Origin of the sequence: Gemmiger formicilis, from assembly GCF_016901605.1 — a bacterium.
Classification (GTDB): domain Bacteria; phylum Bacillota; class Clostridia; order Oscillospirales; family Ruminococcaceae; genus Gemmiger; species Gemmiger formicilis_B.
In genome coordinates, this window is the sequence record NZ_JACJKP010000063.1 from 1 (window position 1) to 14,095 (window position 14,095).

At 52.0% G+C, this 14,095-nt stretch carries 14 protein-coding genes and 2 pseudogenes; 14 read left to right on the forward strand and 2 right to left on the reverse strand.

Annotated features, from left to right (window positions below):
- The 6 genes and pseudogenes from H6B10_RS06610 to sigK all read left to right on the forward strand — a co-directional run.
- A pseudogene (locus H6B10_RS06610) lies at window positions 1-230 on the forward strand (hypothetical protein); the annotation flags it as partial.
- On the forward strand, window positions 211-1,122 hold the full coding sequence (era, locus tag H6B10_RS06615) for a GTPase Era (protein WP_243427287.1): 912 nt from the start codon (window positions 211-213) through the stop codon (window positions 1,120-1,122). The pseudogene H6B10_RS06610 and the gene era, both read left to right, overlap by 20 nt.
- A 185-nt stretch (window positions 1,123-1,307) precedes the next feature.
- On the forward strand, window positions 1,308-2,051 hold the full coding sequence (gene recO / locus H6B10_RS06620; protein WP_204650845.1) for a DNA repair protein RecO: 744 nt from the start codon (window positions 1,308-1,310) through the stop codon (window positions 2,049-2,051).
- Window positions 2,052-2,069: 18 nt separating this feature from the next.
- Window positions 2,070-4,442, forward strand: coding sequence for an endonuclease MutS2 (locus H6B10_RS06625; protein ID WP_204650847.1), 2,373 nt, complete (start codon window positions 2,070-2,072; stop codon window positions 4,440-4,442).
- A gap of 146 nt (window positions 4,443-4,588) precedes the next feature.
- Window positions 4,589-5,458: a sigma-E processing peptidase SpoIIGA gene (locus tag H6B10_RS06630; RefSeq protein ID WP_204650849.1), complete on the forward strand. Its 870-nt coding sequence runs from the start codon at window positions 4,589-4,591 to the stop codon at window positions 5,456-5,458.
- Window positions 5,459-5,476: 18 nt separating this feature from the next.
- Window positions 5,477-6,190: an RNA polymerase sporulation sigma factor SigK gene (gene sigK / locus H6B10_RS06635; RefSeq protein ID WP_204650851.1), complete on the forward strand. Its 714-nt coding sequence runs from the start codon at window positions 5,477-5,479 to the stop codon at window positions 6,188-6,190.
- On the opposite strand, the gene H6B10_RS06640 is transcribed toward sigK, so the two are convergent.
- Window positions 6,187-6,705 (reverse strand): hypothetical protein, encoded by a 519-nt coding sequence (locus tag H6B10_RS06640; protein ID WP_204650853.1) that lies wholly within the window; start codon window positions 6,703-6,705, stop codon window positions 6,187-6,189. The two genes, sigK and H6B10_RS06640, sit on opposite strands and share 4 nt — an antisense overlap.
- A 133-nt stretch (window positions 6,706-6,838) precedes the next feature.
- On the opposite strand from H6B10_RS06640, the gene sigG reads away from it, so the two are divergent.
- Window positions 6,839-7,621 carry an RNA polymerase sporulation sigma factor SigG gene (sigG, locus tag H6B10_RS06645; RefSeq protein ID WP_204650855.1) on the forward strand — a complete coding sequence of 261 codons (783 nt, stop codon included), beginning with the start codon at window positions 6,839-6,841 and terminating at the stop codon, window positions 7,619-7,621.
- 140 nt (window positions 7,622-7,761) lie between these two features.
- Here sigG and H6B10_RS06650 read toward each other — a convergent pair whose 3' ends face one another.
- Window positions 7,762-8,373, reverse strand: a complete 612-nt coding sequence (locus tag H6B10_RS06650; RefSeq protein ID WP_204650857.1) for an HAD family hydrolase — start codon at window positions 8,371-8,373, stop codon at window positions 7,762-7,764.
- Between the two features lie 119 nt (window positions 8,374-8,492).
- On the opposite strand from H6B10_RS06650, the gene H6B10_RS06655 reads away from it, so the two are divergent.
- The 7 genes and pseudogenes from H6B10_RS06655 to H6B10_RS06685 all read left to right on the forward strand — a co-directional run.
- Complete coding sequence (locus H6B10_RS06655) at window positions 8,493-8,750, forward strand: PRC-barrel domain-containing protein (RefSeq protein WP_204650858.1); 258 nt, start codon at window positions 8,493-8,495, stop codon at window positions 8,748-8,750.
- Window positions 8,751-8,852: 102 nt separating this feature from the next.
- Window positions 8,853-9,257 carry a ComEA family DNA-binding protein gene (locus H6B10_RS06660; RefSeq protein WP_345941713.1) on the forward strand — a complete coding sequence of 135 codons (405 nt, stop codon included), beginning with the start codon at window positions 8,853-8,855 and terminating at the stop codon, window positions 9,255-9,257.
- A 16-nt stretch (window positions 9,258-9,273) separates the two neighbouring features.
- Window positions 9,274-11,478 carry a polyphosphate kinase 1 gene (gene ppk1 / locus H6B10_RS06665; protein ID WP_204650860.1) on the forward strand — a complete coding sequence of 735 codons (2,205 nt, stop codon included), beginning with the start codon at window positions 9,274-9,276 and terminating at the stop codon, window positions 11,476-11,478.
- Window positions 11,479-11,490: 12 nt separating this feature from the next.
- Window positions 11,491-11,874: a hypothetical protein gene (locus H6B10_RS06670; RefSeq protein WP_204650862.1), complete on the forward strand. Its 384-nt coding sequence runs from the start codon at window positions 11,491-11,493 to the stop codon at window positions 11,872-11,874.
- Between the two features lie 88 nt (window positions 11,875-11,962).
- Window positions 11,963-12,757, forward strand: a complete 795-nt coding sequence (locus H6B10_RS06675; protein WP_243427288.1) for a M23 family metallopeptidase — start codon at window positions 11,963-11,965, stop codon at window positions 12,755-12,757.
- Window positions 12,723-13,181: a peptidase gene (locus H6B10_RS06680; protein WP_204650864.1), complete on the forward strand. Its 459-nt coding sequence runs from the start codon at window positions 12,723-12,725 to the stop codon at window positions 13,179-13,181. Before H6B10_RS06675 ends, H6B10_RS06680 begins: the two co-directional genes overlap by 35 nt.
- Window positions 13,182-13,223: 42 nt before the next feature.
- Window positions 13,224-14,095: pseudogene (locus tag H6B10_RS06685) on the forward strand (B12-binding domain-containing radical SAM protein); the annotation flags it as partial.

Sequence of the window (14,095 nt, forward strand, 5' to 3'; positions counted from 1 at the left end):
CTGCCAAGGACATGGCTGCCGGCGCGGTTTTGATTGTCGCATTAGGGGCTTTGTGCATCGGCTGTGTCTTGCTGATTCCCCGCCTGTCCGTGATTGTTGACCATCTGCGCACGGTCCCGGTGACCGGTGTACTGTGTCTGCTGGGATTGATTCCCGCGTATCTTTTTACTTTCCGTTACCATCAAACGAACCAGAAAGGCGAAACAACGAATGGCAAAAGCAATTCCTGAAATGCCCAGCAGTGTCTTTGTGGCATTGGTTGGCCGTCCCAATGTGGGAAAATCCAGTCTGACGAACTATCTGGTAGGCGAGAAAGTCGCCATTGTTACCCAGAAGCCACAGACTACGCGCAGCCGTATTACCGGAATCATCACCAAAGGGCCGGTACAGTATGTGCTGATGGATACCCCCGGCATCCATGCCGCACGCAACAAATTGGATACCCGCATGACCCAGACGGCCGCAGCCAGCCTGAAAGATGTTGATGTAACCATGATGCTGTTTGAACCGGCCGGGGACTTTACCGACTCGGAGCTGACCATGGTAAAGGCACTTCAAAAAGGCGGCCCGGCCATTGCGGTAATCAACAAAGTGGACTTGCTGGACAGCTTTGCAGCCCTGGAGGAGCGCAAACGGCAGATTGAAGACTTTGGTTGCTTTGATGCGGTGGTTACCATATCCGCCAAGGATGGAACCGGCTGCGATGACCTGTTCGCTTTGCTGAAGCCTTACGGCAATGAAGGGCCGCACTACTTTGATGATGATGCATTTACCGACATGCCGGAGAAAGAACTGGTGGCGGAACTTGTACGCGAAAAAGCCCTCCTCTTTATGAGGGAAGAAATCCCGCACGGCATTGCGGTGGTTGTGGAGCGCTTTAAAGAACGCCCCGACAAAGATCTGATCGATATTGATGTGGATATCTATTGTGAACGGAAAAGCCATAAGGGCATGATTATTGGCAAAGGCGGGCAGATGCTGAAAAAAATTGCCTCTGCTGCCCGCATGGATATTGAAGAGCTGCTGGGGGTAAAAGTAAACCTGCAGTGCTGGGTAAAAGTGCGCGAAGATTGGCGTGATAATGATCAGCTTTTGAATTCGCTGGGATTCTCCAAACCCTGACAAATATCTGTACGCCCCTCTTGGACAACTTTTCCTTTCCCGTTATGCTATGCTGACAGCATTGGGAAAGGGGGACGCCACCATGGCTTGTTCGGCAGAGAATTGGGCAAAGTTTATACAAACCGGCAGTGTCTATGATTATCTGAATTATAAATCGCAGCAGTGTTTGCTGCAGGAGGAACGATATGCAGGTGGCAACAACGGGGCTGGTGCTGCGCCAGGTCAAAGTGGGGGAAGCCGACCAGATTCTGACGCTGCTGACACCTGATCTGGGTGTCATTTCAGCCTCCGCCAAGGGCAGCCTGCGATTGAAAAACAAGTTGTTCAGTGCCTCCGGCTTGTTCTGTTATTCGGAGTTTACCCTGACCAGCGGCCGGAGCCATTATTTTGTGGATTCGGCACAGGTAAAAAAGGTCTTTCACGGAATCTCCGATAGTGTGGAAGCTATGTGTTTGGCTACCTACATGGCGGAGATTGCTTTATCGCTTTCGCCGGCACCGCCGGAAGCCGATGCACAGCTGCGTCTGTTGCTCAACAGCCTGTATATGATCGGACAAAAGCGTCTGCCCCTGCGCCAGCTGAAAACAATTTACGAGCTGCGTGCCATGAGCATGGCCGGTTATCAGCCGGATCTGTTGGCCTGCGTGAGCTGCGGCCGTTACGATGGTGGGGAATTCTACTTTGACCCGATTGAGGGCAATCTTTTGTGCGCTGATTGTGCCGACAAAGCGCGTCACGTTCCCAATCTGGATGCGGGCGCTTTGTATGCGCTGCGCCATATCTGCCTTGCCGAGGACAAAAAGCTGTTTTCTTTTACGTTATCCCCATCAAGCCTGAAGAATCTGTCACGCGTCAGCGAGCAATATCTGCTGGCGCATTTGGAGCATGGATTAAAAAGCCTTGATTTTTTAAAAACTGTACTGGAATAAGGAGAAACAATACCCTGTATGGATATCGCCTATAAAACGACTCTGGAACTGGATAAGATATTGGCCCGTGCTGTGCAGTTGTGTACCTGCCGGGAAACCAAAGAGACGATGCTTGCTCTGGAGCCGTATCCTACAACCGAGGAAGAACGTTACGCCCTGGCGCAGACAAACGCGATCAATACATTGCTGATTCAAAACGGCAGCCCGCGCTTTGGCAGTGTATCGGATGTTCGCCGTATCACCGCCCACGCACAAAAAGGCGGCATTCTCTCCATGGGAGAGCTGCTGGAAATCGCTGCCACGTTGCGGAACTTCGCCGGTCTGTCCCAGTGGTACGGATTGAGCGATCATGATATGCTGCTGACCGACGATCTGTTTTACGCACTGGCACCCCAGCCTGTTCTGGAAAAGCAGATCACGGAAAGTATTCTTTCGCCGGAAGAAATGGCAGATACGGCCAGTGTGACGCTGCATGACCTGCGCCGTAAAATCCGGCAGACAGAGGATTCCATCCGGACCAAACTGGACAACATCATCAAAAACTCCACCACCAACAAATTTTTGCAGGATGCCGTGGTTTCGCTGCGTAATGGACGTTATGTTGTACCTGTCCGCGCGGAATATCGCGGTGAGGTCGGCGGTATTATTCACGATGTATCGTCTACCGGCGCCACGATTTTTGTGGAGCCTACTGCTGTGGTGGAAGCAAATGCGCGGATTATGCAGCTGCGTGCCCAGGAGCAGGAAGAAATCACCCGTATCCTCTCTGCTTTTTCTGCGCAGGTTGGATCGCTGGAGCCGCAGTTTTCTTACAGCTATGATGCCATGCTGCAAATTGACCTGCTGCTGGCGAAGGCACGTCTGGCTGTTGAACAAAATGCGTTTATGCCCACGGTCAGCGACACGGTCCGTTTCCGCCTGAACCGGGCACGACACCCGTTGATTGACAAAAAACGGGTGGTTCCTGTAGACATCTCTCTCGGAGAAGAGTACGATACCCTTGTTGTAACCGGTCCCAATACCGGCGGCAAAACGGTTTCGATTAAAACGGCCGGCCTTCTGAATGCTATGGCCCAATACGGCTTTTTGATTCCTGCGCATGAGAGCAGCGTTGTCTGCCATTTTGATGAGTATCTGGTAGACATCGGCGATGAGCAAAGCATTGAGCAGAGCCTGTCTACGTTCTCCGGACACATGAAGCGCATCAGCGGGATTCTGCAGCGTGCCAAACACGGTACGTTGACCTTGATTGATGAGTTGGGTGCCGGAACAGACCCTGCGGAAGGTGCTGCACTTGCAGTCAGCATTCTGGAACAGTTGCGCCGGCAGGGAAGCCTTTTGATGGCGACTACACACTACGCCGAACTGAAGGTGTACGCGCTGGAAACTCCGGGCGTTGTCAATGCCAGCTGCGAGTTCAACGTGGAAACGCTTATGCCTACTTATAAACTGAGTGTAGGCGTTCCGGGCAAGTCTAACGCATTTCTTATCAGTGCCAAGCTTGGCATTCCCGAAGAAATCATTGCGGCGGCAAGAAACCATATGTCCAACGATGATAAACGCCTGGACAGCGTTCTTGCACAGTTGGATGATTTGAAACTGCAATTGAAAGCTGCCCAGGGAGAAGCGGAAAAAGCCCGATATGAAGCGGAACACGCCCTGGAAAGCGCGGAGAAAAAGCGGCAGGAACTGATTGATCAGGGCAAGCAGGAACTGGAAAATGCACGACGTCAGGCTCATGACCTGATGCAGCAGGTGCAAAACGACGCCTATGCCTTGACGGATGAGCTGCGGCGGATTCAAAAAGACGAAAAGACCAGTGCCGCACAGCGTGCGGTGCGCGCCCGTGAGATTGCGCGCAAAGACACCGAAACGCTCCTGAAGCGCACAGATGCCAAACCTGCTGTGCGCGAATATGTGCCGTTGAAAGAGGTGCAGATCGGTCAGGAAGTTGTCATTGCGGAGCTGAACCAGACGGCTACGGTTACTGCCCGCCCCGACCGGGCCGGGATGGTGGAAGTGCGTGCAGGCATTATGAAGACCAAAGTGCCGCTTTCCGGTTTGCGTGCCCCGGATAAAATGGAAAAGCGCCCGCAGAGAGAGCCGCGCCGTTCCAGCACACGCGTACAGCTTGATAAAAACCGTAAAACCAGCATGGAGATCAACCTCCTCGGATATACCGTTGAAGAAGCACTGGCCGAGGTGGATAAATTCTTGGACAGCGGGATGCTGCGTGGGCAGCAGACGTTGTACATCATCCATGGCAACGGAACCGGCGCTTTGCGCAGCGCTATCCAAAAGCATTTGCGTACCCATAAAGCCGTCAAAAGTTTCCGACTTGGTCGTTATGGCGAGGGCGAAAGCGGCGTGACGGTTGTGGAACTTAAGTAAAAGCATCGAATCCCTCAAAAATGTCAAAAAGCGACCCGCATGGTATTATGCGGGTCGCTTTTTTGCACCTTTCACCGTTTGCGCATTTTTTCTTACTTATGCCAATACACTGTTAGAAACGGTTTACGGCAGAGGGGGAGGTTTGCATGAAAACGGTAATCTATTTGGACGTGCTTTTGCTTACCAATTTTCTTGCTGCGTATTTTCTGCTGTTGGCAACCGCAGCATTCAGCGGACTGCGTACCCGTTTTGGCCGGTTGGTGTTGGGCAGTCTTGTTGCTGCTCTTTCTTCTTTGATTCTTTTTGTGCCGGAACAGCCCTATCCGGTTCAGTTGCTCTACAAAATTGCAACCGCGCTGCTGATTACGGCAGTGGCTTTTGGCTGCAGCAATAAGCTGCGGCTTCTTACCGCGGCCTGCTGGTACGCAGCATTGAACATCGCCCTGGCGGGTCTGGTTTTGCTGGTGATTCTTCATACCGGCACTAAAGTTCTTCAGACCGGAAATCTTACGGTTTATCTTCGTATCTCACCTTTGCTGCTGGTAGTCCTGTCTGGGGTGTGCTGCGTGGCCGTCGAAATCGCCATTCGATTTCTGGAGAGAAGAAAACCTGCCACGCAAACCGTTGGACTGGAGCTGGAGCTGGCGGATATGCTCATCCATCTGCGCGCTACATTGGATACCGGCTGCCACCTGACCGATCCGATTACTTGTCTGCCGGTCCTGGTTGTCAGTTTCCCCGATGCCAAAAATCGGTTGCCTCAATCTGTTCGGGAATATCTTTCTTCCTGGTTTGCCGGGAACTCGCCCGGTGAACCGCCTGCCGGGATCAAACTGCGCGTCATTCCCTGCAAAACCGCAGCACAGCGCAGCCTTCTTCCCGGATTTGCTGTCAACAACATCGGTTTGATTACCCCAAATGGAATTCTGGCGCTTGGCCGAAGCGCTGTGGCATTTGCGCCGCAATCTTTTGGCAGTGACAGTTATGAAGCTTTATATGGAAATGATTTTTTATAAGAGGGGGAACACTTGCATATGAACATGCTGAAACAGATGAATCAGTCTCTGTCCGCCTTATGGCTTCGGTTACTGTCCCCGCGGGAATTTCATTACATCAATGGTACGGATGTTCTGCCCGCGCCGCTGGATGCACAGCAGGAGCAGCAGGCACTGACGGATCTGGCCGCAGGGAAAACTGCTGCGAGGGATTTGTTGATTACCCACAATCTTCGTCTGGTAGTGTACATTGCCAAAAAGTTTGAAACACCTTCCGCAGGGATCGAGGACATGATCTCCATTGGCACGATTGGACTGATCAAGGCTGTCAATACCTTTGAACCCAGCAAAAATATCAAACTGGCCACCTATGCCAGCCGATGTATCGAAAATGAGATCCTCATGTATCTGCGCAAAAGCTCCAATCGCCGCCAGGATGCCAGCATCGACGAGCCTTTGAACACCGATAATGACGGCAACGAGCTGCTCCTTATGGATGTGCTGACCAGTGATCAGCCGCAGGTTGGAGAAGAGTTGGAGCGCAGCGCAGAACGCGCCGCTCTGCGGCTGGCCGTTGAACGGCTGGCACCGCGGGAACGGCGCATTATGGAACTGCGTTTTGGGCTCAACCATGAGTCTGAACATACACAAAAAGAAGTGGCTGATACATTGGGGATTTCCCAAAGTTACATTTCTCGTCTGGAAAAACGCATCATCAAACGGCTTCGCCGTGAGCTAGAGATTGTTGGTTAAGACCGCTCGGCCCGGGTGTTGTTGACAAAGCATACCGCCAGGCCGTTCATCATATTCATTTCCGGTTCTTCTGAGTAGATCAGGTACTCGAAATCTCCCCGCGCCCAATATACCGCGGCACGGCGGCCGGCTTTCTGGCTTTGCGTGACCGTAAGTCCGTTGATGTCATACTGCTCAACACTTTCAAAGGCATCTGCGTAGTAATTGTCAGGAAAGCGCATCCTGCCGCGTCTGGCGATAAACAGTGTCATAAAGCGTCCCGGTACGATTGTATAGTCCAGCGCGGCAATGCTTTCATCAATGAGCCAGTAACGCTGCAGGATGATCAGTTCGTTGTTCGGATACGCCGTAAGGCGGAACCCCGCCGACTGCGAATAGTTCGGCGAAAGATATTGGGTCCGCGTTTCCCGACCGGTTGCCTTTACGTCGCGTTGAAGAACGATCATCAGAATCAGTGCTACCGATACCACCGCCAGCATGACCAGGGCGATTACAAACCAAATGGCCTCTACCATAGAGCGACCCTCCTTTGTGCTCATGCTATGCAGAAGGAACCGCTCCTGTGATGAAGATTTTACCAGTTCTGCTTCTGTTTGTCTGCCGGACAGATGGGCCATACTCCTAAACACGATGAAGGAGGATGGCAAAATGTACGCAGGAAAAGTAGAATTGTGCGGTGTTGACACTTCGCAATTGCCGGTATTGAGCGAAGCGGAGAAAAGCAGCTTGATCCGTGCGGCGCGTGCCGGAGATAAAAATGCCCGCCAGAAGATGATCCAGGGAAATCTTCGTCTTGTGCTGAGCGTGGTCCAAAAATTTTCGAACCGGGGAGAAAATCTGGACGATCTGTTTCAAGTTGGGTGCATCGGGTTGATCAAAGCCATCGATAATTTTGATCCCAATTTGAACGTCCGTTTTTCCACCTACGGTGTTCCGATGATTGTAGGGGAAATCCGTCGCTTTTTGCGCGATAACAATGCTGTGCGAGTAAGCCGTTCAATTCGTGACCTTGCCTACCACGCCATGAAAGCCCGGGAAGCGCTGCAAAAGGAAAACGGACGGGAACCCAAAATTTCCGAAATTGCCGCAAGAGTCGGTTCGTCTTCCGAAAACGTTGCCATGGCCCTGGAATCCGTGGTTGAACCGGCCAGTTTATATGAACCGGTTTACTCGGATGGAGAAGACAGCTTTGCCATTGTAGATCAGCTGCATGATCCCACCGGGGAGGAAAGTTGGGTAAGCGACATCATGTTCCGTGACACGGTAAAATCCCTTACCCCAAGGGAGCGACGGATCATTGCCATGCGCTACCTTAACGGAAAGACCCAGGTTCAGGTTGCCAGAGAAATCGGAATCAGCCAGGCGCAGGTAAGCCGCCTGGAAAAAGGCGCCCTGAACCGCATCAAAGAACAAATTTCCTCCAGCTGCTGAAAACGTTACTGTGCCAACTATTTTTTACTTCCGCCGTTTTGGCCAATCTTTCTCTAAAAATGAATTCATAGCAAAACAACCGCCCGGCATCTGCGTAATGCAAATACCGGGCGGTTGTTCTTTTGTTTGTTTATGGAAAATTATCCCAACTCAATGCCGCAGGCCCCCAATGCGCGGCGGAAAGACTTAGGGTTCTTATACAGAATTCCGGTAATTCCGAGATTGTAGGCGGCCTGCGCGTTGATCTTGTTATCATCCACAAAAATGGACTCATCATAGGCAAGATTGCATTTTTGCATCAGGGTCGTGTAGATTTCCGGTTCCGGTTTGCACAGATGCACGTCGCAGGAGGCCACACCGTCGTCAAACAGCGCAAACCATTCCCGCTGCCGCAGTTCATCCATAATATCGGATGCCATATTGGTCAGGTAAAACAACCTGTATCCGGCTTCTTTCAGGTCCCGCATGGTTTTTACTGTTGTTTTTTTGGTGCGAAGCATGGAAGCCCACTCTTCGATCACTGTTTGCACCTCAAACACGCGGTTGACGTGTGCTGCATTCTCCAGCATAATTCGGTTACCCACGGCGCGGGTGATGGTACCACGGTCCAGATCCTGCCATTCCTGGCTGCCGAAGGTCAGATCGTAGACTACTTCCTCCGCGTGCTTGTTCATAAAGCGATCCATCAAAAAATTGCGGGGGTTAAAGTCAACCACTACACCACCGAAATCAAAGATCACGTTTTTATACATAAAACCCTCCCGGATGGTCTGCAAGATTTTTTTCTATTATACACGCAAACCGGACAAGAAACAATTGCTTTTTCGAAGCATACAATAAATCGATATCCGCCGCAAAGGAGGTGTCTGTAATGACATTGCATGAATTGAGTGAGAAAGATGTGATTCAGATCAAAACAGGGGAGAACCTGGGCCGGATCGATGATGTGATTTTTGATGAGGGGGCGGCCAAACTCCAGTCTGTGGTGCTGCATGGGCGAAGCCATCTTTTCGGCCTTTTGGGCTATGATGAAGACCTGATCATCCCGTGGGAAGCTTTGAAAACCATTGGCACGGATGTCATTATGGTAGATGCGGAACCATTGCCGGTACAACGTCGTTCCCGGTAATGTCAGGAAAAGATATATTTTCTGTAAAAGGAAAGATTTTGAGTGCATTTTTCCGGTAGCCATGCTATAATGAGAGCGCATAGAAAAGGAGGGAAAATCACCGTGCAAAAGCAGGGGAGATTCCGTCCTTTGGTGGCCGCAACCGCAGTAGCAATGGTGGTTATTGTTTGGGGAGCCTGTTTTTTGATTGCGCCGGTCTGGCAGTTCCCGACCAGGTCCGCATCGTATGTGCCGGTGATTTCAGATCTTGAAAGTGAGAATCCCGGCTCTACATACGACGGTACGCTGGTCAACGTAAACACCGCCGGCGAAGAAGAACTGACAACCTTGCCGGGAATCGGCCCGGCCAAAGCGGCTGCTATTGTAGCGTATCGCACAGAAAACGGACCTTTTACATCTCTGGAAGAGCTGGATAATGTAAAGGGGATATCATCGCGCATGGTTGCGTCCTGGACCGGTCTGGCAACGACCGGCTCTGCCGAACATGGCGATGAAGATATACATTGACGGGAGGAACAGGATTTTGGAAAAGCCGGAAAGCATTTTTATCAATCGCGAATTGAGTTGGCTGGACTTTGACAGCCGTGTGCTGGCATTGGCCAAAGAAAAAAATCTGCCGCTGGGCGAACGGCTCAAGTTTGCTGCTATTTTTGGCAGTAACATGGATGAGTTTTTTATGGTTCGCGTAGGGTCCCTGTATGACCAAACGCTGCTGAAAAACAACAAGCCCGACATCGTCACCCACATGACCGCCTCCGAACAGATTGCAGCGATCACGCCCCGGGTGGCGGAATTGCAAGCCAAGTGTGACAAGTATTTCCAGCATCTTGTCGGCCTGCTGGCAGATGCCGGATACAAAAAAGTGGATTTCAATCACCTGAGCAAACAGCAGGAGCATTTCTGGAAAACCTATTTCCAGCGGGAACTTCTGCCGCTGCTGAGCCCGCAGATCGTGGACTCCCGCCATCCGTTCCCGTTCTTGAGCAATAAAGAGATCTACTATATCGCACAGCTGTACAACAAAGGGGATGGGGTCAGCTTCGGCATCGTTCCAGTCAGCAGCCGTTTTGAACGCGTTCTCTTTGTCAAGGACGGCGAGACGACCTGTTTCGCTTTCATCGAAGAGCTGGTGGCTCATTACGCCGCCACCATTTTTGCGACCAGCACCGTTCAGAAGCAGTGCCTGTTCCGTGTGACCCGAAATGCGGATATCACCGTGGATGAGGGCATGATGGATCATGATATTGATTTCCGTGATGTCATGAGCGAACTGCTGAAAAAGCGCAGAAAGCTGGCGGCTGTACGCCTGCAGTTCTGGCCGGAGGCGCCGCAGGAAATCGCCAAGTTCCTGCGTGAGAAGCTGGTGGTGCCGGCATCCCGTTGCTACGCACAGACATCTCCGCTGGACACCGGCTGCCTGTTCAAGCTGTCCGGGCGGATTGCCAACGACGGCGGTCACCCGGAAATGTTCTATCCGGTTGCCAAGCCGATGCAGGCACCCGCCGGGTATGATTTGTACACCGAAGTCCGCAAGCATGATGTGCTGCTGGCTTATCCTTACCAGAGCATCCGTCCGTTTATCCGGATGCTGCTGCGGGCCGGTGCGGACCCCAGCGTGGTTTCCATTAAGATGACCCTTTACCGCATGGCCAGCGATTCCCAGATTGTAGGTGCGCTGATCAATGCCGCCGAGAACGGCAAGGAAGTCGTCGCCATGGTGGAGCTGCGCGCCCGCTTTGATGAGCAGAACAATATCGACTGGTCCAAGCAGCTGCAGGATGCCGGCTGCACGGTTTTGTACGGATTTGATGATTACAAAGTCCATTCCAAGCTGACCCTGATCACCAGTCGCGTGGATGGAAAATACCGTTATCTTACTCAGATTGGTACCGGCAACTACAATGAAAAAACCAGTGAGTTGTACACGGACCTTTCCTTTATTACGACCCGCCAGGATATTGGCGAGGAAGCCAGCGCCGTATTCAATAATATGGCACTGCAGCGCCTGACCAGCGAAGCCGATACCATGCTGGTGGCACCGCTGCGTTTCAAATCGGTTCTTTTGGACGAAATGGACCGCCAGATTGCCCTTGCTATGCAGGGGAAACCGGCTTCCATTATTTTGAAAAACAACTCCATCAACGACCCCCAGATCATTGCAAAGATCAGCGAGGCCAGCTGTGCCGGCGTTCGGGTCGATATGATCGTTCGCGGAATTTGCTGTGTGCGTGCCGGTGTACCGGGACGTACCGAGAATGTTCACATCCGCAGCATTGTGGGGCGGTACCTGGAACACTCCAGAATTTACTGTTTCGGGAATGGCGAAGACATGCGCATCTACATTGCTTCCGGCGACTTCCTGACCCGCAATACGGAACGGCGTGTTGAGGTAGGCGTCCGGGTTGATGACCCTGCCATTGCCAAAAAGCTGCGCGGTATTCTGGATTTGCAGCTGCGGGATACCGTAAACGCGCGGGAGATGCAGCCCGATGGCACTTATACCAAGGTCAAACCCGCTGAAGGTCAGCCGCCGGTTGACAGTCAGATGGCCATGTTCGGGTATTTTAAGGATGGCTTCGAAATGGAAGCAGAAAAAACCAAAACACAGACCACCACCAAAGTGGTTGCTAAAAAGGCTGTTGCAAAACCGGTCAGCCGTCAGGCATCGTCTTTGCGTCCTGCCCGTCCCGGCCTTTGGCAGAACTTGTTCGGCCGCGGTAAAAAATAAAAGGAGTTTACCATGAGAAAAACATGTGTTGTAACAGCAAATTATGCATGCGACCCCAATAAAGTCTGGCTGTATCTGACCAAGCCTACCCTCAACGGTTGGCGCAAGGATGTGCGCGATTATGAGGAACGCGATGATGGCCTTGTTGTCATTGAGCATCATACCGATGGCAGCACCACCGAGATGCACTTTTCCCGCCGGGAAAAGCCACGCTGCCTGAGCTGCAGTTTCCAGAATGGCAAAGTCAGCGGGACCTTTACGGCAATCCTTTTGGGCGGTGGTGATTCTACCAGCTTGGAATGCACCATGGAAATCAACGGTTTGGGTTTGTTTGCCAAACCTAAGAAGTTGCTGGAAGAACGCCTGCAAATGCTGAAATCCGCATTGGGTGTTTAATCAAACGCTTATCCGCATCGAAGCGCTGGCTTCGGTGCGGATATTTTTTGTGTGTTCCGCGTAAAATGGCATGAAGGAGGTGTTTCTCATGTGGGAAAACGCAACCCCCATGCCCCCAAAAGACAATGTGCCAAAACGGAATGGCTCTCCTCCGCCGGAAGGGAATGCGATCCTGAACGGACAGATTCTTCTGTGCCTGCTGATTTTGGCGTTCGCCTTGTTGGCAAAAAACATGAACTGGGCATTGTTTCCCTCAATACGCGTTGCCTTTGCCGATGCCATGCGCCCTACACAGGAACTCTTTTTGTCCGACTCTCGTATGCTGAGTAAATTCACTGAAAAGGCTGCGCAGGCTGTAGAAAATGTAACCGGGAATCTGTTTTTGGAAACCAAGGTTTCTACGCCGGAGACCGCCACGCGTCCTGTACATGGAAAGAATGCTCCTCCTTCGGGGGCATCGGATGAAAGTTATCTCCCGGATTTTTCGCTGGTTTTTCCACTTCCCGATTATTGCACGCGCACCTCCGGGTACGGCTGGAGGGCAGACCCTATGGGTGGTTCCGGTTCTGATTTTCATTTGGGAAACGATCTTGCTGCAGCAGAGGGAACCGTAATTCGGGCGGCGGCTGATGGTATGGTTCGCTACGCAGGCACACATCCGAGTTACGGTAACTATGTGCGTCTCCTTCATCAAAATGGGGACGAAACGCTGTACGCCCACATGCAATACCTGTTTGTTCACACAGGAGAAACCATATCTGCCGGTACTGTATTGGGAACAGTAGGGGAGACCGGCAATGCGACCGGTCCGCATCTGCACTTTGAACTGCTGCACAGGGGGATTCGCTATGACCCGTCCGACGCGCTGCAAGCGGCATCGTGATCTGCGGATCCGTCTCCGTGCGCCCATGGTGGCCCTTTTTGCGTTGTCTTTTGCACTCGCCTTTGATTCTACCGGCATTCTGCGAATCGGGTTGCTCTGCGCTTTGCTGCACGAAATGGGGCATGTCCTAGTTTATCGCATCCAATGGCACCATTGGCCGGATCTGCAATTGTCTCCTTTTGGGATCTGCCTGCTTCTGCGCGGACAGTTTCTGTCTTCCACTCAGGAACTGTTGCTGGCTGCAGCTGGTCCGACCTTCAATCTGCTGGGATGCAGCTTGGTCCTTTTTTATATGAATATTACCGGGCAGTACAGCTACGCGGGATATTGGTTTGCCAGCACCAATCTCCTTGTAGGAGGAGTCAATCTTCTGCCGCTGCCCGGATTGGATGGGGCAAGAATCCTCCATTCTTTTTTACGGTAAACCCAAACGGTTGCATTTCCGCCGCGCATAGGGTACAATAAAATGAAACAAAATCGACAAGGATGGTTCACCATTATGGCGGAATTTTCCCCTAAATTCAAAGAAGCTCTCAGCCTGGTGCAAAAGCCGGGACGGTATACGGGCGGCGAACCCGGCTGTGTCTACAAAGACAAAAATGCTGTAGATGTACGCATGGCATTCTGCTTTCCCGATACGTATGAGATCGGCATGTCCTTCCTCGGCGAAAAGATCCTCTACGATCTTTTGAACAGCCACGAAAACTGGTGGTGCGAACGCGCTTTCATGCCCTGGACCGATATGAAAGAACAGATGGAACGGTTGCAGATTCCTCTGTATTGCCTGGAGAGCAAAGACCCGCTTACCGACTTTGATATTGTAGGCTTTTCGCTGGAGTACGAATTGTGCTACACCAACATTCTGGCCATGCTGCAACTGGCCGGAATTCCGTTGCGTGCAGCGGACCGTGACGAACACTGGCCCCTGATTATTGCCGGCGGCCCCTGCGTTTGCAATGCCGAACCGATGGCGGACTTTTTTGATGTCATGCAGCTTGGCGAAGGTGAACAGATGCTGCAGGATATCTGTGCCGCTGTAGAAAAGGGGAAAAAGCAGGGCTGGAACAAGGAAACTTTGCTGCTGGAATTGGCCAAACTGCCCGGTATTTACATTCCGTCTTTCTATGATGTGAGTTATGAGGAAGATGGCCGTATCAAGGCCATTACCCCGAATCACCCCGGTGTTCCGGAGCGAGTCAGAAAAGCCATTGTCAAAAACATGGACGACTACGAACCGCCCAAAAACTTTGTGGTTCCCATTGTGGGAGCCGTACAGGACCGGGCCAGCGTAGAGGTGCTGCGCGGCTGTGTCCGCGGCTGCCGTTTCTGCCAGGCGGG

Bases quoted from the DNA above. Each gene is read 5' to 3' on its own strand.
- era (WP_243427287.1), top strand. From the start codon at position 211: ATGGCAAAAGCAATTCCTGAAATGCCCAGCAGTGTCTTTGTGGCATTG.
- recO (WP_204650845.1), top strand. From the start codon at position 1,308: ATGCAGGTGGCAACAACGGGGCTGGTGCTGCGCCAGGTCAAAGTGGGG.
- H6B10_RS06625 (WP_204650847.1), top strand. From the start codon at position 2,070: ATGGATATCGCCTATAAAACGACTCTGGAACTGGATAAGATATTGGCC.
- H6B10_RS06630 (WP_204650849.1), top strand. From the start codon at position 4,589: ATGAAAACGGTAATCTATTTGGACGTGCTTTTGCTTACCAATTTTCTT.
- sigK (WP_204650851.1), top strand. From the start codon at position 5,477: ATGAACATGCTGAAACAGATGAATCAGTCTCTGTCCGCCTTATGGCTT.
- H6B10_RS06640 (WP_204650853.1), bottom strand. From the start codon at position 6,705: ATGGTAGAGGCCATTTGGTTTGTAATCGCCCTGGTCATGCTGGCGGTG.
- sigG (WP_204650855.1), top strand. From the start codon at position 6,839: ATGTACGCAGGAAAAGTAGAATTGTGCGGTGTTGACACTTCGCAATTG.
- H6B10_RS06650 (WP_204650857.1), bottom strand. From the start codon at position 8,373: ATGTATAAAAACGTGATCTTTGATTTCGGTGGTGTAGTGGTTGACTTT.
- H6B10_RS06655 (WP_204650858.1), top strand. From the start codon at position 8,493: ATGACATTGCATGAATTGAGTGAGAAAGATGTGATTCAGATCAAAACA.
- H6B10_RS06670 (WP_204650862.1), top strand. From the start codon at position 11,491: ATGAGAAAAACATGTGTTGTAACAGCAAATTATGCATGCGACCCCAAT.
- H6B10_RS06675 (WP_243427288.1), top strand. From the start codon at position 11,963: ATGTGGGAAAACGCAACCCCCATGCCCCCAAAAGACAATGTGCCAAAA.
- H6B10_RS06680 (WP_204650864.1), top strand. From the start codon at position 12,723: ATGACCCGTCCGACGCGCTGCAAGCGGCATCGTGATCTGCGGATCCGT.